The following is a 19,451-nucleotide window of genomic DNA, read 5'->3' on the forward strand; positions in this document are numbered from 1 at the left end:
GGTCGTTTTCTCAATCACGCTTGCGCGAAGCCGCGAGCAGTTGGAGGTCATGCCATACCTGATCATCGAGCGGTAGGCCATTGGACAAACGCTCGCGACGAGATGCGAGCGCGCGATCGCCTGGCACCTGCACGGCAGCGTCGGGGGAACCAGACGCGCGCACTGCGTCAAGATAAGTCTCAATGGCCGCATAGCGACCTTGGTCGGCACCTGGGTCTATTACGATGAAGATGTCACCCTTGTTGCAAACTTGGTCCGAGTCAAGCGTGCCATGCACTCCCGGCCCCAGCGCGCAAGCGCTTAGGGCGCCGATCAGCACCTCGAAGCCGAGACCGAGGCTGTAACCCTTGGCGCCTCCAAACGGCGCGATAGCGCCCCGTTTGGCAGCGTGAGCGTCGGTGGTTGGCTCTCCAGACACGTCCAATGCCCAGCCGGACGGAATCGGGCGGTTCAGGTTGGCATGGTGGTGTATCTCGCCCATCGAAACCAGGCTGGTCGCCATGTCGAGCACGAAAGGCTCCCCGACGAGCGGAATACCTATAGCAAACGGGTTGGTGCCCTGCATGGCACGTCGTCCGTTCCAAGGGTGCACTAGCGCCTCGCTGTTGCACAGCGCAATGAGGATCTGCCCCTGTCGAGCAATGCGGTCTGCGTACCAAGCCAGCATTCCAAGGTGGTTGTTGTTTTTTATGGCGGCCATTGTTATGCCGGCTGCAACAGCTCGCTCAGAAATTCGTTCTAATGCGGCAACCGCAACCACCGGTCCTAAGCCCATGTACCCATCCACCTCGAGCACGTTGCCGCGCCAGTGGTGTGAGCCGTTGGTGAGTGGGTCCACAACGCGATTGTGAATTCGCTCGACGATGCGCTTGAGTCGCAGCAGCCCATGAGAGGAGCGGCCGCGCAGCTCCGCCTCCAGCAACAGATCCACCTGCAACGTCGCGTGGGCCAGTGGGACACCGGCCGAGTCAAGCACCGCCAACGCAACCCGCCTCGCCTCCTGAAAGTCGACCATCATCATGTGATCAGAGCACCGGGTTTTCGAGTCGTCCGAGTAAGCCCTCGAACGGGGTAATCGGGTCGATCTTTACGTGCTTCGGCGCACGATTTGCCTTGCGGGCGAGCGCCGGCATTTTCGATGACGAAATTGTGATGAAAGGACGCGAACGAAAGCGCCTATAAGCAATGTTTCTCATGTTTGTCTCTTTCGTGCTTTTTCCGAACCGTGGCGTGAATCCGAGAAGGCCGTTGGGGGAGAAGTGAAGGGCACCAGGAAGGTCAATCAGATCATGGGATTGAATCGTTCGCATTGACTTGAGATTGCCGGGACTGATTCGCCGTTTGAACCAAGCAACTGGAACCTCGCCGATACCAGCAACCGAGCCCGAAAGACTGAAGCGCATCACTTTAGAGAAGGGTGCGTGGTAGCTCACCACGACACATCGTTTGCAGCCGCATGTGATGTGAATCAACGATCTTTCGAGGATTCATGTTGCCTCTCTGTTTGTTCCTTTCTGCTCTAGGTGTATCAGTACAGAAAACGCTTTGATTTATCTGGAAACAGTGTGGCAAAGAGAGGCGTTGTCGGGAAATCGAATGATCGTATAAGCGATATTCATCCAGATGATGTCGTACCGTGTACGTGCTGCCAATGCCCTTGCGTGTGCCTTCGAGTGCCGCAATATCGGGACACCACTTAGTTCCTGCTCTACTTCGCCGTGGTCGAATGCGACGGCTCGCGTCCTCGTCCCATCGCATCCCATGTGACCGGAACGAAATCCATGCGTGAGGGCAGGAGCAGCCGCAGAGAAAGAATCGTAGCTGAGCTTGCCCCCGAAAAACGAATCCCTTGCTGAGCAGGTAAACTCAAGCAAGGAGAGGAACGATGACGAGCAAGGCAAAGCGAGCGCAGTACACGCTCGAGTTCAAGCTGGAAGCGGTGCGGCTGGTCAAGGACGGGCAAAGCATGGCAGCGGTGGCAGCGACACTGGGTGTGGTCGAACAGACGCTGTACAACTGGGTAAAGGCTGACCGGGAAGGCAAACTGACGGGAGCGGGCACGAAGCCCGTGAGCCCGGAACAGATGGAGCTGGCGCGGCTGCGTGCCGAAGTGGCTCGCCTGAAGATGGAGCGGGATATTTTAAAAAATGTATGGTCTGCCCCAGGTTTGCAAGGACTGTCTAGCCGTCTCGACAGAACATCGTTTGCGTGAATGTATCCGGCCTGTTCGCGCAGTTCGAGACTGCTGGCCGTGATGGAATCCGCGCACACCTAACCCAATAAAGCGTTCCGTCATTAAAGACTGCTTTTTTAGCCGGGCTTTCGGCATGCCGGTCAACGGTTCTGTGTCATCAGCTATGCAGGGCTCGCAAAACAGGACGGTAGTGCTCGGACTTGCTCAGGCAGCTGCGGGTGCTTCCGCAAACGGTCGATAGGACTGCTGGCTGGTCAACACCTTCCAGCAGATACGGACGATCTTGTTGGCCAGTGCGATTAGGGCGACGTGCGGATGACTACGTTGCTCGACCTCGCGAAGCCATAAGCCCATTCGGGACTGATCGCGCTTCATGTGTATCATCAAAGCACGTGCGCCTTGGATCACCATCATCCGTAAATAGGTGTTACCGCGCTTGCTGATGCCACCAAGATTCGATTTGCCTCCCGTTGAGTATTGCTTCGGTACAAGGCCGAGCCAGGCTGACATATCGCGAGCCCGCTTGAACGCAGCACCATTGCCGACTGCAGCAATAAGAGCCGTTGACACAACCGGCCCGACGCCGGGTACCGTGCAGACACGTCGGCAGAGGTCCGATTCACGAGCGATCCGGGTAATTTCAGCCGACGCCGTGTCGATCTCTTCGTCCAAGGCCAGCCATCGCTGACGCAACCGCGCAATGAGCTGACTCAGTCGTGGCGATAAGCCGCTCTGGGGATCGGCTAATACTGCTGGCAGGCGTCGAGCGAAGAGAGCACGCCCAACCGGTATGACAATGCCGTGCTCGAGAAGCAGCGCTCTCATCTGGTTGACGACGGCGGTTCGCTCGACAATGAATCGTTGGCGAACTCGATGCAATGCTTGTAGCTCGATTTGATCAGTTGTCTTTAGCGGAACACAGCGCATGCTTCCGCGACTTGCAGCTTCCGCAATCGCCTGAGCATCGTTGAAATCGTTCTTGTTCGATTTGAGGTACGGCTTCACAAACTGGGCCGGGATAATGCGCAACTCGTGGCCCGCCTGCTGGAACCGTCGCTCCCAGAATTGGGATCCAGGACACGCCTCCATGGCGATCAAGCATCGGGGTGCCGTGACCGGAAATTCTGCCAGTTGGCCTCGGTTGAACTTCTTGCGGAATAGTTCGTACCTCGCTCGTCGTTCGCTACGAGGTGGAACCAATTCTTGCCGAGATCAATGCCAATGACATAGACGCGGTGATCGTTCAGGGTCGCTCTCCCAGAGTGGACGCGCCTAGTATCGCGCAGGAGGTGGGGCAGACCATTCCATTAGGCGGCCGCGTACTTCACCAAGGAGTCGATGAGAAGTACGCATTCATCGAGCGCAATCGACGCCACTGGCGGTCTCGGTGCTATGCGAAGTGCTGGAAGTCGGTCCCGGCGGATATCATCAGCGCCGACAACGAACCGCACAGGCCAAGCCGCGCCGAGATGTGAGTGACGACGCACTGCTTGCGCATGGCGTGGTTCCGGCGCCGCCCTGGAGCCGGTGTAATTGTGTGACCGGCTCGTCCATCATTCGACGATTTTCGAGATGAATGTCGAAAGCTACCGCCGTCGCACCGCCAGCGACAAACAGAACAGCCGGCGCCGACATTCATCCACCGACAACCACAGTGAAGGAGCGACAAACATGGCCGAATAACCACCGACAATCAACCCGGTCGACCGGCCAAGATGGTTGTCGGTAAACCGGCCGTGCTGCTTGACGCTATCCAACCGGTGGCGCTGACGTGTGACGCAGGTGCTATGCGGGTCCGCAGGGCGCGCGAGAGGCCTTCTGGATCTCGAGGCGAATGGTGGGTGCTAACTGAGCGTCGTGAAGGAATGAGTCGTGGATTGAGTTAGAAGTTGCGGTCAAGATACATGCGGCGGATGGTTGTGCGTCTTGAGATGGCGGACGAGAAGGGGGCTGCCCTGGTTTACGGCTGGCGCACACATCGATGTTGAAGTCGTACTGGCAGGACAATATTCGCTCTGCCGCAGTCCACGCGAGCGCCCCTACGACAACATTCGCGGCATCAAGCTGGGCATTCCGCGCGGGACCGCATGAGATCCAGTCTTCCCCTCACGGCAAGCTGTCGTCTGGGGGCTGTTCGAGCAAACAAAAGGGTAACTCTGCAAACATTCCGGTTACCGGCATCCACGAACCTTCGTCTATAACTACGCTTAATGAAAGCAGATCGAAGGTGAACCTGAATGCCGGTGGACCTTCAACCGTGTTGTAGCGGTCGGGCATAGCGGCGGCGGAAACCGGTCTCTATGTGCACAGGTGTTCTGCGTAGCCGATCGCGAGATCATCGATAGGGCGCCGAAGGTGCAAGCGGACGTACAACTACATATATCGGAGATGAGCAAATGTATCCCCTCAAGAAAGACGTGAATTTCCCGAGGAATCAATGGTACGTTGCGGCCTGGTCTGATCAGGTTGGCCCGGAGTTGCTGGCCCGCACGATATTGGGCGTCCCGGTGGTTCTCTACCGTACCCAAGAGGGAAATCCCGTAGCACTGGCCGATCGGTGCCCACACAGAAGGTTTCCCCTCTCCAAGGGAAAGCTCATCGACGATCAGATTGAATGCGGATACCACGGATTCACGTTCGATTGCAGTGGAAAGTGCGTTCGCATTCCTTCTCAATCGGACATTCCAGCGAGCTATCGCGTCGCCCAATATCCTCTGGTGCAGCGCTGGGAGTGGCTATGGATATGGATGGGTGATCCATCGGTTGCGGACGAGAGTCTGATTCCCGATCACCGGCCCCTTCGTGTGTCGGATGAAGGTTGGCAACCAACGATCGGCGGCCATGAACGGGTCGAATCGCGATACATCTTTCTGCATGACAATTTGCTCGACCTGTCGCATCTGAGCTACCTGCACGGCAGCACAATTGGTGGTCCCGGAATCGCCCAAACCGAAGCGGAGATGAAGCAGGATGAGCGTCAGTTTATCGTCTCCCGCTTTATCAAGAGTGATAAGGTCGAACACCTTCCGCTAGCAAAGACACTGAATATGACTGGACTGGTCGACCGTACTATGATCCAGTACTTCTTCCCTCCGGGGTTGCACTCCACGGGCTCGAGTTTCCATAGTGCGGCAAATGGTGGCGCGGAGCCTGGAAAACCATACGGCGCGCTTAGGGTAAATCATGCGATTACGCCCGAGACAGAGAATACGACCCACTACTTCTGGGCGTTTAGTCGAAATTTCGGGCTCGGCGATCAACAGCTTACCGAATCACTGAAAGCAGATATCGCCGCTGCGTTGGATGAGGACGTGGTGGGAGTGAAGTACTGCGAGGCCATGGTTAGTCTTGGTGGGATTGGCCCAGAAATCCATGCCCGGTCCGATGCGCCTGGCTTGCGCGGACGGCGACTGATCGAGCAGCAGATTGAACTGGAGATGAATATCCGTTCAGGGCTAAGTAAATAATCTATTTGGATAATAAAGTTCGATTCCGCTCTCCGTGAAAAGCGACGCACGTCGCGCTCGCACAATCGCGCTCGGTCACGTCCGTGGCTTAGAACTTGCACACAGTGTAACTAACCGGTGTGCTTATGAGGCGAACCCGCGCGGTCGGAAGATCCACGTGCTGGACCACGGCCATACCGCCCTGAGCCACCGCGTGGCGACCCTTCGCCTTATACCGACTGCGGCGAACGGTCACCTTGCTTTCATGTAGAAGAATTTATGAAACAGTAGTCCGGTGTTTGCCTGAGCCCCAACGCCGCCCGAGCAGGCGGTGCTTGGGGCAACGTTGATATGGGTGGCTGAATCCCGTACTGTCATTCACTGCCCGCCTGCAGAGCCTCTTCTGGAGAACGTGCATGTCTGCTATCTCTTCGAATTCGAGCGCTGATCAGACCACGGTGCTCTACAACAGATTGAACTGGCGTCTCTTGCCATTTCTGGTCACCTGCTATCTGTTCGCTTGCCTCGACCGCCTCAACATCGGCTTCGCGAAATTGCAGATGCAAAGCGACCTCGGCTTCTCTGACGCCGTTTACGGAGTAGGTGCGGGAATTTTTTTCTTGGGCTACATGTTGTTCGAAGTCCCCAGTAATCTCTTACTGCCCGCATTAGGCGCTCGCAAAACAATTAGCCGTATCCTGGTGCTTTGGGGGCTAACATCTGCATCGATGCTGTTTGTGCACAACGTGACGATGTTCTACGGGCTGCGTTTTCTACTTGGCGTGTTCGAGGCTGGCTTCGCACCTGGGATGCTCTTTTACCTCACCTATTGGTATGGCGAGGCACGCATGGCACGCGCCATTGCCATCGTCATGATAGGTCAGCCGCTAGCGGGCGTGGTAGGCGGGCCGCTGTCAGCCTGGACTATGACTTACTTTGCGGGGGCCTTCGGTCTTGCTGGCTGGCAATGGATGTTTCTAGTGGAAGGCTTGCCCTGCATCATGTTGGGTGTCGTCGCATGGTTTTTCCTCGCCGACCGCCCGGCTTCAGCGACGTGGTTGTCGGCGCAAGAAAAGCGAACGCTCGAAAGCGGCCTCGCTGCTCCCGCCGTCGTTCATCACTCGTTTAGGCAGGTGGCGCGCGATTCCCGGGTGTATCTGATGGCGATGGCCTATTTCTGCGTGATCTGCGGCATTTACACCGTCAATTTCTGGCTACCGACGATCCTCAAGGCCAATGGCGTGAAAGACACGCTGCAGATCGGGTTTTACTCGTCGATCCCTTACATCGCCGCGGTAATCGCTATGTACCTTGGTAGCCGCAGTTCAGATCGCCAGCGCGAGCGGCGCTGGCATAGCGCGGTGTCGGCGCTGATTGGTGCGCTTGCCCTAGCCGCCGCGACGTGGGCGAGCGGACAACTCGCGATCTCCCTGATTTTCATGGCCGTCGCCACCGCCATGATGTCGATCTCCTATACGGTCTTCTGGGCGATACCCTCCGATTATCTGAAAGGCGACGCAGCTGCAGGAGGAATTGCGTTGATCAATACGATCGGTTTGCTAGGCGGCTTTCTGAGTCCGACGATCATCGGTTGGACCAAGACCGCAACCGGCAGCATACAAGCCGGTCTGTATGTGATGGTCGGGCTGCTGGTACTCGGAGCTATTCTGTTAGTAGCGAACCGCTTGCCTGTCCTCCAACCGGCAACACCCGCTCCACCCACGCACCCCGCTCAAGCCTAGGAGCGAGTTCCAATACCCGCCGCGTCGCCCTGGCAATTCGCGCGCAGCCTAGCGAAAGATAAGTTGAGGTTGTGCCGTTCTTGTACTCTGTACCCCATGGAGCTTCTGCGCATGAAGAATGCGCCGCCTATTTCGGCAACACACTGTGCGTTTCATCGGACGTGGGCATAGTGAACCAAGACTGCGCGGGCTTCCTGAATTCAAATCTCACAGCGACTCGAGGGTGAGGTTTCTCGTCCGGTAGGACATCGGTGTTTCACCGGTGTGCCGGGTAAAGAATCGGGTGAAATGGCCGGGCATACTAAAGTCCAAAATATCGCTGATCGTCGCAATCGAATCGTCGCTCTCCAGTAAAAGATGGAGCGCAGCTTTCATCCGGACGGCGTTAATCAGCAACTGTGGCGAAAAGCCAAAGTGAGCACAGAACCGGCTGGAAAAGTGGCTTCTTGAAAGTCCGTATTCTTTCGCCAGATGATCGACATCTGTTCGCCCGTTACACCGCTGAATACTGTGGGCCGCGTCCAGAATCCGCTTGTCCCAATAGCCTTTCAGACGCCCTGAATTGAGAACCGGGGCGGATGTGCCCATTGAGCCCACGCCATCGATAAGCGCGTCGACGAGCGCCGTCACCTGCTCTGGCGCGTCCAACCCTGGATTTGTCAACGACAATCGCAAATGCGCCAGGATCTCTGCGAGGGAGCGAGGCACAGCAAAGACTTCCACGCCTCCGCTGAGGTTATAGCCGGCTTTATCATGTGCACGAAGCCATGCAGGCGAAATCGCTATCACAATCAGATATGTTGGTAGGGTGGGGTCGACGTCACGCGAATGCTTCACCCAAGAGGGAATGATTGCACCTTGACCGGGCTTCACCACTACAAGTGTGTCATCGATCCTGTAATTCAGCGGACCGGCACCGAGATTGAACGTAATCTGGATCTCGTCATGGGCATGCAATCCAATGTTGCGCTGCGTCCAACAGCCCATCACCCGTCCAAAATGACCCGTTGCGAGCAACGCTCCCTGTGCCCCTGAAGCTGCCGACACTCGCGTTGAACATGGGTGCGCGGAGACGACTCTGGGCGCGGTGCTGCTGAGATCGCCTTCGACACGCGCTTCGCCAATAGACGATGGCGCAGCCCTGCAGTCCGAAAACTTAATATCGGTAGAAAGTTGCTGTTTCATGTTCCCGTCTCCGCCCAAAAGTGGCTGTCCAGCAGTAGACGCTGGAAGACCTTTTTCTTTAAGGCTAGCACGCTCAGGAAGAGCTGGGTAGTCGTCATGTACCTGGCGTCCTCGCTCGCGCTCTGAACAGGGTGATGCTCTGATACAAGGGAGCGCAGGCTTGCGAGGTCATGTACAACGCCTCCGGGAAAGGCCCAGTCACGAAGCCAGACTCCCGGAGATTCGACTGGTCGCCCAACGAGGGAAACCGATCACGCCGACGCTGGACGCGATATCAAGGCCTAAAATATTGGATGAACTGATCGAGTGCGGGGTTTCTAGCGTCCGCGCTCCATAGGAATTCGACTTCATAGATGCTGGACAGATCTGGGTAACTGATTAGTTGAACATCAACCGGACAGCTGTACACGGATACATCCGGCACAATCGAATTGACCTTGCCCCCGTTTGGCGAATCCCGTAACCGAGGATGTTATGCGGCCTTGCCTTGCTGTGCTGCGAACCAGTTCTGCTCGAATGTCATCGGGCTAACTGAGTTGAGCGTCGAGTGTAACCGGCGTGCATTGTAAAAGCCCAGCCAGTCAATTACCTCGTCCATTGCGGTACGCCGCGTGGCGAAGTGCCGCCCGTGCATACGTGCGACCTTGAGCGAACCCCACAGACTTTCAGTCGGCGCATTCCCAACAATCGCCGCGCCGGCTCATCGACGAACGCATGCCATAGGCCTTCAACGTGCCCTGAAACAGGCCGCTGCAATATTGGCTGCCGCGGTCGCTATACACAATTACACCGGCTCCAGGGCGGTACCGGAACCACGCCATGCGCAAGCAGTGCGTCGTCACTCACATCTCGGCGCGGCTTGGCCTGTGCGGTTCGTTGTCGGCGCTGATGATATCCGCCGGGACCGACTTCCAGCACTTCGCATCCATACATCGTAACGCTGCTTTGAAAGTTGACAACACCAGCCACGGTGGCCCGCAACATCGCCAAAATAGCTTTATGCTTCAATATGCTGCTCATAATAGATCTATGTCGATGTAAGCGGATTCCACGTGCGGACGTGGCAGGAGCGGATCTGCTTGAATCTATTCAGTTATCCACTCTTGTTTTCTCACAGAGATGCTCTTTGCAAGGTTGTACCCTCGTGGGGTGCAGGTATCAGGCCGTCTGAATTTCCGTGTTGGGCCCCCCAGTCTTCAAGCGTCTGGCGCGCTTGCGCATATGGCTTGAGTCCAGACCAGATCAGCAGCGCGCCCAAGCCGCTTGCAATGCTTCCAACCCAAACGATGGAGTTGCGAACGGCCATGTCATCGCGGAACACATAATCTGTGACCAGTGCCACAGCGGTGGGGCCAAGACCCAGTCCGATCAGCGTCACGGCGAGCAGATAGATGGCGGAAGTCTGTCCACGCATGGAGTTCGGCATGATTTCCTGAATCGCTGCGGCCGCGACGCCGTTTGGCATGGCTGCGGCAAAGGTGTAGACGAACATGAAGATCCACAGCAAGGTCAGGTTGTCGATCAAGTAGCCAACACCGCCAAGCGCCGTCAGTACGCCTCCGAGGAGGCCGACGCGCATATTCGAATCCCGGAATCCGCGCCGCGCCAGATAGTCAGCAAGGCGGCCACCGGACATAACGCCAAGAGAGCCTGCGACTATTGAAATGCTTCCTACGTACAGCCCGACTTTGCCCAGCGTCATGCCATGATCCCTGAGCAAGAACGTCGGAGTCCAGGCGCCGACGCCAGAAGCCGCGAAGACGAGACAACCAAAACCAAGGTTGTGCGAGAGCACGGCCTTGCGAATGCCGACGATATAGCGACCAACGTCTTTGAGTGGCACCACCACGCCAGCGCCAGCGCCCTTGCGCGTGGGTTCCTTGATGGCGAGAAGAGGCAGGGCGAACAAGATGCCCAAGGCGCCTAGTACAAGGAAAATCACTTGCCACGGTTTGATATGGCCGAGCAGCGGCAGGATTACGTCGCCTCGCGCATTCGCCCACGTGATGATCGCTCCCCCCAGCAAGTAGGCCATGCCTATTCCGATGTACACGCCAATTCCATAGACGCTGATGGCCGTTGCTCGCTTCTGGGGCGGGAAACTGTCTGCCAGGATGGAGTAGGCAGCGGGCGACAGTGTCGCCTCACCAGCGCCAGTGCCGACACGCATAAGCAGGAGCTGCCAGTAAACCTTCGCTAGGCCGCAGCTGGCAGTCATTAGACTCCAGAAGAGCACCCCACAGAAAATCAGGCCGCGTCGGCTCTTGGTGTCGACAACTCGCCCCAGTGGAATGCCTGCAATCGCGTAGAAGATGGCAAAGGACAGGCCCATCAGCAGGCTGATCTTCGTGTCGGTCAGTACCATGTCGCGCCGAATCGGGGCCACCAGTAGGTACACTATCTGCCGATCCATGAAGGACAGCACGTAAGCTAGCAAGAGAATGAATACTGTCAGCCAGGCGCGCCGGGGCGTGGGGTAAGCATTGGGGTTTATCATAAGGACTCCTCCATCTGGCTGTATTTGTTGTGGTCGACAAAGCATTGGTTGCTCTTCGCTGCGGCATCTACTGCATCGGCTTCGTCAGGTTTCTGCAGTCCAAGACTTGGACGACTGGTGTTGCTGTCGTTGCAAAGCCGAGGGCAAGGTGGAGAGATCTGCATTGCGTGGACCTCATTGCAGCGTGATCGACAGCAGACATGCGTTGAGTACTTGTGTTATCAGTTCTGATCGAACCGGCGTTCAACTGAAGCCATAGAGCCGCGCTGGATTGTCGACCAGGATGCGGCGACGGTCCTGCTCGCGTGGCACGCAGTCCAGAAAGAAGCGCAGCAGTGCACTGTCATCCGGAATGAAGTCGGCTGGCGGGAAAGGATGCGGCCAGTTGGTGGCCCAAAGCAGCTGCTGTGGCGCGTGGGCCACTAGCGCGCCGATCAGCGCGGCGACATCATCGAAGGCGCGAGTTCCAGTCAGCCGAGTTGATGATTCGTACGGAGCCGAGAGCTTGACCCAGCATCGGCCGGTGTCGAGCAACCGCAGTAGCGCTGTAAAGGCCGGATCATCCACCCGTGGTGGCGGCAGGAACTTGCCCACATGGTCTATCACGCAATCGGAGGGCAACGTTGTGAGCAACCCGGCGCATTGGGCCAGGGCATGCCCATCCAACTGGATGTTCGCGTGCCAGCCGTGCGCATGCAGCCGCGGCATCAAGGGGGCCAGTGCGTCTAGGCCCAATGCACCCCAGCGAAGCGCGTAGAAGCGCTGGCCGCGCACGCCGGCCTGGGTCATTGCGTCGATTTGCGCATCGCTCGTGTTCGCTGATGTCACGGCCACGCCGCGCGCGTTCGTGCCGAGTTCCGTCAGGGCCTCCAGCATGACGCTGTTATCGAACTGGTAGGCGTTGGGCTGAACGACGACGACGCGCTGCAATCCGAGGCGACTCTGCAAGGCGCGGTAGTCCGCCACCGTGTAGCAGCCCGGCAGGGGCGGTCCGCCGATCGCGGACGGAACGCGTAGGTCGTAAAAGTGCATATGGGTGTCGCATGCGCCCGCAGGGAATGTCCAGCTCATGCGCCCGAACCCTTGCGTGCCGGTCTCCGCCCGGGCAGGGGCGCGGGGTTGGCAAAGGCCTCCTCGTGCACGAAGGCGCCGCCCTGGTAGGGCGCGCCGCATGGATCTTCCTCGGGCGCGCCAGCGATGACTTCCAGCGCGAAGGTCTCGCTGTCGTCCAGCGGTCGGTAACCCAAGCGGTGGGCATTGCGGTTGTCGTACCAACTGCGACGATTGCCAGAGACGCCATACACGACCTCAAAGCGGATGTCGGGATGTTCCACGCCGATCGTGACCAGTTGCGCCATGTCGCGAGGACTGAGCCAGATGGCCAGCCGGCGTTCGTCCAGAGGGCGTACGTTGACGTTGCCGATGCGCAGACACAAAACATCCATGCCGTATTTGTCAGCGTACAGGCGGCCCAGCAGTTCGCCGAAGGCCTTGGATACGCCATAGCGGCTGTCCGGCCGCAGCGCGACCTCGTGATTGATGGTGTGCGTGCGTTTGTAGAAGCCAACCGCATGATTGCTGGAGGCGAACAGAAAGCGCCGAACTCCCGCGCGATGCGCCGCCTCGAAAGTGTTATAGCCGCCTTCAATGTTGGAGGGCAGCACCTCGTCCCAGGGCCCCTCCATGGACAGGCCGCCCAGATGAAGCACCGCGTCCGCGCCGCGCATCGCATCTTCGAGCGCCGGCAGGTCCTCCAACGCCGCCGCGACGAATTCCTCATGCGGCTTCAGGTCGGAGATCGGCCGCAGATCGCATAGGCGCAGTTGGTAGCGGCCCGCCAGTTCCCGGCGCAGGTGTGTAGCGATGCCGCCTGCAGCGCCCGTGATGAACAACGTTTTGCGCGTCACGCCGAGGTCTCCAGCACGATCAGCGCAGCCGCGCGTGCCGCCTCGGCCCGCGCATGCACGAGTCGCGTCATCCGGTCGGCCAGCGCGCGCTGCTTGTCAGCCTGTGAGCCCAATGTGTCGAGCCACGCCTGTGGCAGCGCGCTCGCGCCCCTCATGGCGCCTGCCACGGCACCCGCCATGGAGGCGATCGTGTCAGCATCGCGACCGAAGTTCGCGCCGTATTCCACCGCCTTTTGCGCGTCCCCGTCGGCCAGCCACACGAGGGCCAGCGCCAGGGGAACGGTCTCGCGTGAATCGGTAAAGTGCCGCCGAACGTCGATGGCGGCACTATAGTAGCGGGCCCGGAAATCCTTATACCCTGCGCTCTCGCGCGCCATGGCCAGCGTCGATTGCAGTGCCACCCGCATGGCCTCCGCGCTGCGCTCGGGGAGAAACTCGGACGCGGCCCGCAGGACCGACTCGACGTTGGTGCCCGGCACGAACGCCTGCGCGACGGCCGCGGCCATGGCGCAGGCGCCGTCGCGGCAGAAGTTGTGATGGATCAGACCTGCGACTTCGAAGGTCTCTAGCACGGCCTGGCGCGGATTGCCCGCATTCACAATTCCCATCGGCGAGATGCACATGGCCGAGCTGCTGCTGGCCATGTTGCCCGCGCCTGCGTCGCGGGGCAACACCTGTTCCCCGCTGAGCTTCCAGAACGTCGCCACCACGGGGGCGAAGAACAGCTTGCTGTTCACGAAGGTTTGGCTGTGTCGAATCCAGTCAGCGGCCCAGGCATCGGCCGTGGCATGGCCGCCGGTGCGCTCCAGTGTCTCGCAGAGGATGTGCTTTAGCAGGGAGTCGTCTGTTCCATCTCCGGAGAAGGTCTGCACCCAGCCGAAGCGTTGCTGGATGTCGTCGTGGGAGAGGTTTTCCGTGGGGGTACCCATGGCGTCGCCAATGAAGCCGCCGAGCAGGCATCCGAGGACTTTGTCGAAGAGAGGGGAGTTGCGGTTCATAACATGTTGTTCCATTCAGGAGAGTTAGTCATAGAGCCGCTGCCATCGATAGCCGTTGCGCGGCCGGGATGTCGAGGCCCGCGCGGGCGAGCGAGTCCTCCAGTTCCCGGCGAGCTGCGCGGCTAACGGACTGAGCGGCGGGCGGACATGCTGCCAGTGCTCGTCGCCTGACTTCCATGCGATCGCGGTCTTCATCGCTGCAATCAGACGATAGGCCTGGAAGATTGCGCGTGTGTGGTCGAGCGCCGCTTGCTGCGCGTCGGCGTCGTCGGCGCGCCGGTCCTGATACAGCCGCAGGATGGCGGTCGGCCGTGGCGACGGGACCGCGAGTCAGCTGGGTGAGCCTCGCGTGGCTCTCGATGTCGTCGGGTTCAAAGGGCTCTTCAATGAAGTAGGGGTTAAAGGGCTCAATGCGACGCATGTACTCCGTAGCTTGCACCGTGTCCACCTTACCGTTGTTGCAGTCGAGCATGAGCTGCACATCAGGGCCGATGGCCTCGCGGGCAGCCTGCACGCGTTGCCCCTCGCCTCGGGGCGACCAGCGGCCCGTCTTCATCTTCACGGCCTGAAAGCCCATGTCAACGTAGCTGGCCATCTCGTCGGCCACGCCTTGAGTCGTCTTGCCTTCCATGTAGTAACCGCCACTGGCGTAGGCCGGAACGGCCTCTGCGTGCATGCCTCCGAGAAACTTGTGCAGCGGCAGGCCAGCCGTGCGCGCGTTCAGGTCCCACAGGGCCGTGTCGAGCGCGCTGAGGGCACGCATTACGGTGCCCATGCGTCCCTGCAGCAGCGCTTCCTGGTACATGGCCTGCCACAGCCCCTCGAACAGCCGGCCCGCAGCGCTGCCGACGTACAAGAAACTGAGGCCCTGGGCGCCATCGGTGGAGCGCACGCGCACTAGGCCGTAGTGACGGGTGTGGACTGTGCGGTTGGAGAAGGATGTCAAGGCGTCGAGAGGGACGGCGACATGACAGAATTGGATGCGCTGGATCTTGGCCACGAAAAGGATCCCCTGATTAATGTGTGCAAATCTACAATGCGTGAGGCATAGGAGCAATCGATGTTTAACTGCTTAAGAAGATGGCAAAATCATCTTTTTCATGGAGCTTGACCGATGGATGTGCGTTTCCTGCAAACCTTCATGCTGGTGGCCCAGCTCGGTTCGATCGCGGAGGCGGCACGCCATCTGGGGCTCACCTCTGCGTCGGTTGCTCAGCGGCTGGCGGTTCTCGAGGCCGACATCGGTGGCAAGCTGGTGACGCGTTCAGGCCGAACTGTGTGTCCGACCGAGGCGGGTCTGCGCGTGCTCGAGCGCGCTCAATCTGTGATTCGCGAGGTCCGCGACCTGCGTTCGGCCGCGTCGAACACGAGCCTGCCCGCCGGCCCCTTGCGGCTGGGCGCCACGCCGACCGCGATGACTGGCATGCTGCCGGCGGTGCTCAAAAAATGGGTGGCGGAGCATCCTGGCATTGCGATTTACATCGAGCCGGGTCCAACCACGATACTGCACGCGCGGGTGATGGAGGGCGAACTGGACGCCGCGGTGCTCGTCCAGCCCCCTTTCGAGCTTCCGAAGTCGGCGGCTTGGCATACGCTCAGGCAGGAACACCTCGTGCTGGTCACGCCCGCCTGCATGCATGTGCGGGATCCATTGCGCACACTGGAGAGCGAACCCTACATTCGCTATGACCGGAACGTGATCGGGGGTAGGATGGCCGACGACTACCTGCGCCGCAAGAACATCCAGCCTCAAGTGCGCTTTGAACTCGACGGCATCGAGAATATCGCGCGACTCGTGGCGGAATGCTTGGGGGTATCCGTTCTGCCCGACTGGCCGATGACGGACATTTCGGCCCGGTCATTGCGCAAGTGGGAACTGCCACAGCCGCGGCTGAGCCGTACTGTCGGCGTGCTGTGGCTCAAGGCGCAGGTGCGTGCCGCATTGGTAAGGGAGTTCGTGCGGCTTGCCAATTAGCAGATGGAAGAGCCAGCCGATCGCTTGAAGAGCCGCACTTGCTCAACGCAGGTGCGCAGTCGTGCGAGCCTCCGGAAAACTACGATCGGAGAGCGTGCAGTGTGGGGGATTTGCGGCTACCTCTTTCCGAAGATTACCGACAATCGAACCCCACAATGCATGAACAGACGGCGCGCTATTACCATGGAAGCTGCAGTCGAGCTTCCCTTGACCGTTCATCTCGCCACGGGTGGATAACACGGACGATGAATCAACAATCAATTTGCGCACTGCATCTCAGGGTGACGAGCCATTTCTCCTGCAACTCCGCAAGCTAACGATGACGGAGCATCTGGAACGAGTCGCTATGCCCGTCGACGATGACGCGCACTACCAGCGCATCAGATCAAACTTCGAAGACGCGCAGATTATTTGAGAGGGAAGTCGAGGCATAGGGCTAATCAAGTTGAGCCGCATGAACGACGAGGTACCTATCGCCACGTGACTGTGGAGATTGGGAAAAAGATCGAAGAGGGGTACGTCAAACATGAGGATGTTGGCCGGTCCCAGAAAGATATTTATTCGCGTATTATCGGATCGCAGTTTGGGTGTACGACAAGACGAAGCAGAGAAGACTTTCGAATCGTTTCGCGTAATGGTGAGCCGTTTCCGACATTCAATCAGATTGCGTATTCGGTCCGGAAAGCTTTCGATCCCGATCTCCTGAAAGAAGCCATATAGACTTAGAGCTACTTCACTTTGTGCGTGACAGAGGAGAGCAAGCAGGGTGCGCGACCTCCGTTTGCACTGGATCTCTCATGCAAGGCGCTGCGGGCTTCTAAAGGGCTATGAAGCAACGACACATTGGGGTTGGCACGAGATATTGTCATCTCTCGGAGTGAAGCCCGTGCAGAAGCGCGTTGTGCGTGATCGAAATCGACTGTCGGGTGGGGGAGTGACTGCGGGACTGGACTTCGGACTTAAGTTACTTGCGATTTTGGGCGGCGAGGAGGCCGCCAGGACGGTGCAGCTTTTGATGGAATATGATCCCGCGCCACCATTCAACGTTGGGAATCCCGAGAAGGCAGGGCATGCTCTGGTCGAAAACGCCCAACGGATACTCAAGGCTCGTGCAGGGTGCAAGCTCACGATTGAGCAACTGCAAGAATTTGAGTTTCCTTTGGAGAATAATCGGCCGCAGCAGATTGCCGGCATGGCTGAGTAAGATCGACTATGTGGGACGCCAGAATCGCTTGGCGATTGCTACAAAGCGCCTGTCCTGCCGGCATGCTGTTATCGTGAATGCTGTATCTCAGCCAGAATCTCATGAGTGTGTTCGCCGAGATTAGGCGCTAGCCGACGAATGTCTCCAGGCGTTCTGGAAAATTTCACCGGTATCGAGATCGTCCGCAGAGGGCCTTCCGTCGGGTGTATGTCGTCGCGGAAAAAGCCGGTCGCTGCAAGGTGCTCATTTTCGAGAACCTCTTCGGGTGTCAAAACTGGCGTAGAGGGTATATCGGCATCGCGCAGCAAGGTCATCCAATCCCCAGTACTGCGCTGTGAAATGATATCGGCGAGAATATCGTAGAGCGCATCGATATTCTTGCTACGTTCGTTCAGTTTTTCAAAGCGAACGTCACTTGCGTAGTGTGGATATCCTGCTACTGCGAAGAAGCGCTGCCATTGTGCATCTGTATAGGGCAGCAGGCCGATAAAGCCATCGCGGGTCCGATATGGCTTGCGGTGTGCGGACAAGACACGGTCATAGCCCATCGATCCTTCAGCGGGTCGAAATGTCTCGCCAGCAAGATGCTCGGTGAGCGTGAACGACACCATGGTCTCGAACATCGGTACTTCGATCGCCTGGCCTAGCCCAGAGCGCTCTCGCTCATACAATGCCATTGCAATCGAATAAGCGGCGGTCAGGCCCGCAGTCTTGTCCGCCAGTATGGTGTTGACGTAGGCTGGTCCGTCATCACTATTGCGGCCTTGCAATGACGCAGTACCACTCATTGCCTGGACGATGTCATCAAAGGCTGGTCGGCCTGCATACGGGCCGGTTTCCGAAAAGCCATACGCACCGCAATAGATCAGGCGCGGATTGAGTGCACTCAGCGTTTCGAAGTCGAAGCCGAGCTTGCGCATCGATTGTGGTCGAACATTGAAGATCAGCACATCTGCGGTCTTTGTCAGTTCGAGAAATGCATCGCGACCTTCGCTACTTTTGAGTTCAAGTACGATACTGCGCTTGTTGCGGTTCAGATTGAGAAACGCCGCTCCCATCGCCGGGTTGCGATTCGACGACACATGTCGAAAGACATCGCCGAGGTGGGTCTCGATCTTGATGACGTCCGCTCCCATGTCGCCAAGAATCTGCGTGGCATAGGGTCCCATTGCAACACTCGTCAAGTCTAAGACGCGAATACCGTCCAGCGGTCCTGCCATGATTGCATACTCCAAAGCTCGACGGACAGGCGCATTGCCTGTCTTCCATTTATTTGGCCGCGGCAAGCGCCTTTTCCATTTCACCAAGCATCCGGGTGCCCGGTCTGCCGCGACTGTCCAGGCCACTGGCCCACTCGCGACCGACTTTGGAGAATGCGCTGTCCATCAACGTTTGATCCGCGGCCGTGAAGGAAATGACCCTCATGCCTTGCGCCTTGAACTTGTCAATCGACTGATTTTCGGTCGTCTCGAAGCGCTTGCACGCATTGAGAGAATTCTCTTTGCCTGCTGTCATCAGCACGGTCCGCTCATTAACGGATAGCTGTTTCCAGCGATTCTCGCTAATCGAGTAGGTCAACACCACGGTACCGAAGCTGCCGCCGACAGTGCCCTGCCTGACCAGATTGCTCAGGCCATACGCGAGAGCGCTCGAATAGGGAAATACCGCCCCGTCGATCGTGCCGCGCGACAGGCTTTCATACACCTCGGGTGGCGTCATCCGGACTGGCACCATGGACAGATTGTGCAGCATGAAATCCATCGCACCACCCGCTGAGCGGACCTTGAAGCCAGCCAGCCCCTGCACGCCGCTTGCCGGCTTTTTCGACGACAGCAGGATCTGGTATCTGGGTAGCATCAATATCAGCAGCGGGATCACATGATTGGGTTCGAACTCGCTTTTCTGCAGGAAGCCACCGTCATGCGTCATGGCCCACAACGCTCGTGTGCCCTGGCAGTCGTCTTTGAACGCGCCGGGCAACTCGAATGCGGCAGACAACGGCATTTTGTCCGATACATAGGAGGGCCCGACGTAGCCGATGTCCACGACACCTGACTGTGTCAGCATCAGCATGTCTTTGGCTTTGCCAAGTTGCTCGCCGGGAAAGTACTGGAGCTTGAGTTGACCTTTCGAGTCCCTTTGCACCTGGTCAATAAACGGTCGGGTCAGTTCGCTAGCAATGAAGTGACCGTTGGGCAAACTGTCGGCGAGACGTAGCGTCGTTTCAGCATGTACGTTGCAGCAGGCGAGTGTCAGCGCAGCAAACCGGGAAGCCGCCCGGACTATTTTCTTCATCGATGTCT

General features: G+C 58.4%; 15 protein-coding genes and 5 pseudogenes. 8 read left to right on the forward strand and 12 right to left on the reverse strand.

The window, feature by feature from the left end:
* Positions 1-10 precede the first annotated feature (10 nt).
* Both P3T17_RS20030 and P3T17_RS20035 read right to left on the reverse strand, forming a co-directional pair.
* Positions 11-1,021, reverse strand: a complete 1,011-nt coding sequence (locus P3T17_RS20030) for an Ldh family oxidoreductase (protein WP_254368873.1) — start codon at positions 1,019-1,021, stop codon at positions 11-13.
* 4 nt (positions 1,022-1,025) lie between these two features.
* Entirely contained in the window at positions 1,026-1,436 is a 411-nt protein-coding gene (locus P3T17_RS20035; RefSeq protein WP_429408673.1) for a hypothetical protein, read from the reverse strand.
* A 449-nt stretch (positions 1,437-1,885) separates the two neighbouring features.
* Between P3T17_RS20035 and P3T17_RS20040 the strand changes: the two are divergent.
* Positions 1,886-2,146, forward strand: a pseudogene (locus P3T17_RS20040) (transposase); the annotation flags it as partial.
* A 252-nt stretch (positions 2,147-2,398) separates the two neighbouring features.
* On the opposite strand, the gene P3T17_RS20045 reads toward P3T17_RS20040, so the two are convergent.
* Positions 2,399-3,394 (reverse strand): IS110 family transposase, encoded by a 996-nt coding sequence (locus P3T17_RS20045; protein ID WP_429408674.1) that lies wholly within the window; start codon positions 3,392-3,394, stop codon positions 2,399-2,401.
* Positions 3,395-3,510: 116 nt separating this feature from the next.
* Between P3T17_RS20045 and P3T17_RS20050 the strand changes: the two are divergent.
* From P3T17_RS20050 to P3T17_RS20065, 4 genes and pseudogenes are all read left to right on the forward strand, one after another.
* Positions 3,511-3,692: pseudogene (locus P3T17_RS20050) on the forward strand (IS3 family transposase); the annotation flags it as partial.
* A 41-nt stretch (positions 3,693-3,733) separates the two neighbouring features.
* Positions 3,734-3,877: pseudogene (locus P3T17_RS20055) on the forward strand (ATP-binding protein); the annotation flags it as partial.
* 713 nt (positions 3,878-4,590) lie between these two features.
* Complete coding sequence (locus P3T17_RS20060; RefSeq protein WP_074265608.1) at positions 4,591-5,661, forward strand: aromatic ring-hydroxylating dioxygenase subunit alpha; 1,071 nt, start codon at positions 4,591-4,593, stop codon at positions 5,659-5,661.
* A 395-nt stretch (positions 5,662-6,056) separates the two neighbouring features.
* Positions 6,057-7,382, forward strand: a complete 1,326-nt coding sequence (locus P3T17_RS20065) for an MFS transporter (RefSeq protein WP_429408675.1) — start codon at positions 6,057-6,059, stop codon at positions 7,380-7,382.
* Positions 7,383-7,589: 207 nt separating this feature from the next.
* Here the strand turns inward: P3T17_RS20065 and P3T17_RS20070 are convergent, their stop codons facing one another.
* The 7 genes and pseudogenes from P3T17_RS20070 to P3T17_RS20100 form a co-directional block, all read right to left on the reverse strand.
* On the reverse strand, positions 7,590-8,567 hold the full coding sequence (locus P3T17_RS20070; protein ID WP_429408676.1) for a helix-turn-helix domain-containing protein: 978 nt from the start codon (positions 8,565-8,567) through the stop codon (positions 7,590-7,592).
* Positions 8,568-9,039: 472 nt separating this feature from the next.
* Positions 9,040-9,409: pseudogene (locus P3T17_RS20075) on the reverse strand (transposase); the annotation flags it as partial.
* A 269-nt stretch (positions 9,410-9,678) separates the two neighbouring features.
* Positions 9,679-11,064: a spinster family MFS transporter gene (locus tag P3T17_RS20080; protein ID WP_074265605.1), complete on the reverse strand. Its 1,386-nt coding sequence runs from the start codon at positions 11,062-11,064 to the stop codon at positions 9,679-9,681.
* Positions 11,065-11,307: 243 nt separating this feature from the next.
* The gene (locus P3T17_RS20085; protein WP_429408677.1) at positions 11,308-12,135 is read right to left on the reverse strand and encodes an amidohydrolase family protein; all 828 of its coding nucleotides are present in this window, start codon (positions 12,133-12,135) and stop codon (positions 11,308-11,310) included.
* Positions 12,132-12,971, reverse strand: coding sequence for an NAD-dependent epimerase/dehydratase family protein (locus P3T17_RS20090; protein ID WP_429408678.1), 840 nt, complete (start codon positions 12,969-12,971; stop codon positions 12,132-12,134). The genes P3T17_RS20085 and P3T17_RS20090 overlap by 4 nt, the downstream gene beginning before the upstream one ends.
* Positions 12,968-13,969 (reverse strand): ADP-ribosylglycohydrolase family protein, encoded by a 1,002-nt coding sequence (locus P3T17_RS20095; protein WP_074265603.1) that lies wholly within the window; start codon positions 13,967-13,969, stop codon positions 12,968-12,970. The genes P3T17_RS20090 and P3T17_RS20095 overlap by 4 nt, the downstream gene beginning before the upstream one ends.
* Positions 13,970-13,997: 28 nt before the next feature.
* Entirely contained in the window at positions 13,998-14,969 is a 972-nt protein-coding gene (locus P3T17_RS20100) for a mandelate racemase/muconate lactonizing enzyme family protein (protein WP_429408679.1), read from the reverse strand.
* Positions 14,970-15,083: 114 nt separating this feature from the next.
* Here P3T17_RS20100 and P3T17_RS20105 point away from each other — a divergent pair, with 114 nt between their 5' ends.
* The 3 genes and pseudogenes from P3T17_RS20105 (at position 15,084) to P3T17_RS20115 (ending at position 17,148) form a co-directional block, all read left to right on the forward strand.
* Entirely contained in the window at positions 15,084-15,944 is an 861-nt protein-coding gene (locus P3T17_RS20105; RefSeq protein ID WP_074265601.1) for a LysR family transcriptional regulator, read from the forward strand.
* Positions 15,945-16,200: 256 nt separating this feature from the next.
* Positions 16,201-16,356: pseudogene (locus tag P3T17_RS20110) on the forward strand (GNAT family N-acetyltransferase); the annotation flags it as partial.
* Between the two features lie 474 nt (positions 16,357-16,830).
* The gene (locus P3T17_RS20115) at positions 16,831-17,148 is read left to right on the forward strand and encodes a hypothetical protein (protein ID WP_429408680.1); all 318 of its coding nucleotides are present in this window, start codon (positions 16,831-16,833) and stop codon (positions 17,146-17,148) included.
* 68 nt (positions 17,149-17,216) lie between these two features.
* Here P3T17_RS20115 and P3T17_RS20120 read toward each other — a convergent pair whose 3' ends face one another.
* Positions 17,217-18,368 (reverse strand): CaiB/BaiF CoA transferase family protein, encoded by a 1,152-nt coding sequence (locus P3T17_RS20120; protein ID WP_429408681.1) that lies wholly within the window; start codon positions 18,366-18,368, stop codon positions 17,217-17,219.
* A 49-nt stretch (positions 18,369-18,417) separates the two neighbouring features.
* Positions 18,418-19,443 (reverse strand): TRAP transporter substrate-binding protein DctP, encoded by a 1,026-nt coding sequence (gene dctP, locus P3T17_RS20125; protein ID WP_074265598.1) that lies wholly within the window; start codon positions 19,441-19,443, stop codon positions 18,418-18,420.
* Positions 19,444-19,451: the final 8 nt, after the last annotated feature.

It is taken from the genome of Paraburkholderia sp. GAS82 (assembly GCF_050436285.1).
GTDB classification, from domain to species: Bacteria; Pseudomonadota; Gammaproteobacteria; order Burkholderiales; family Burkholderiaceae; genus Paraburkholderia; species Paraburkholderia phenazinium_B.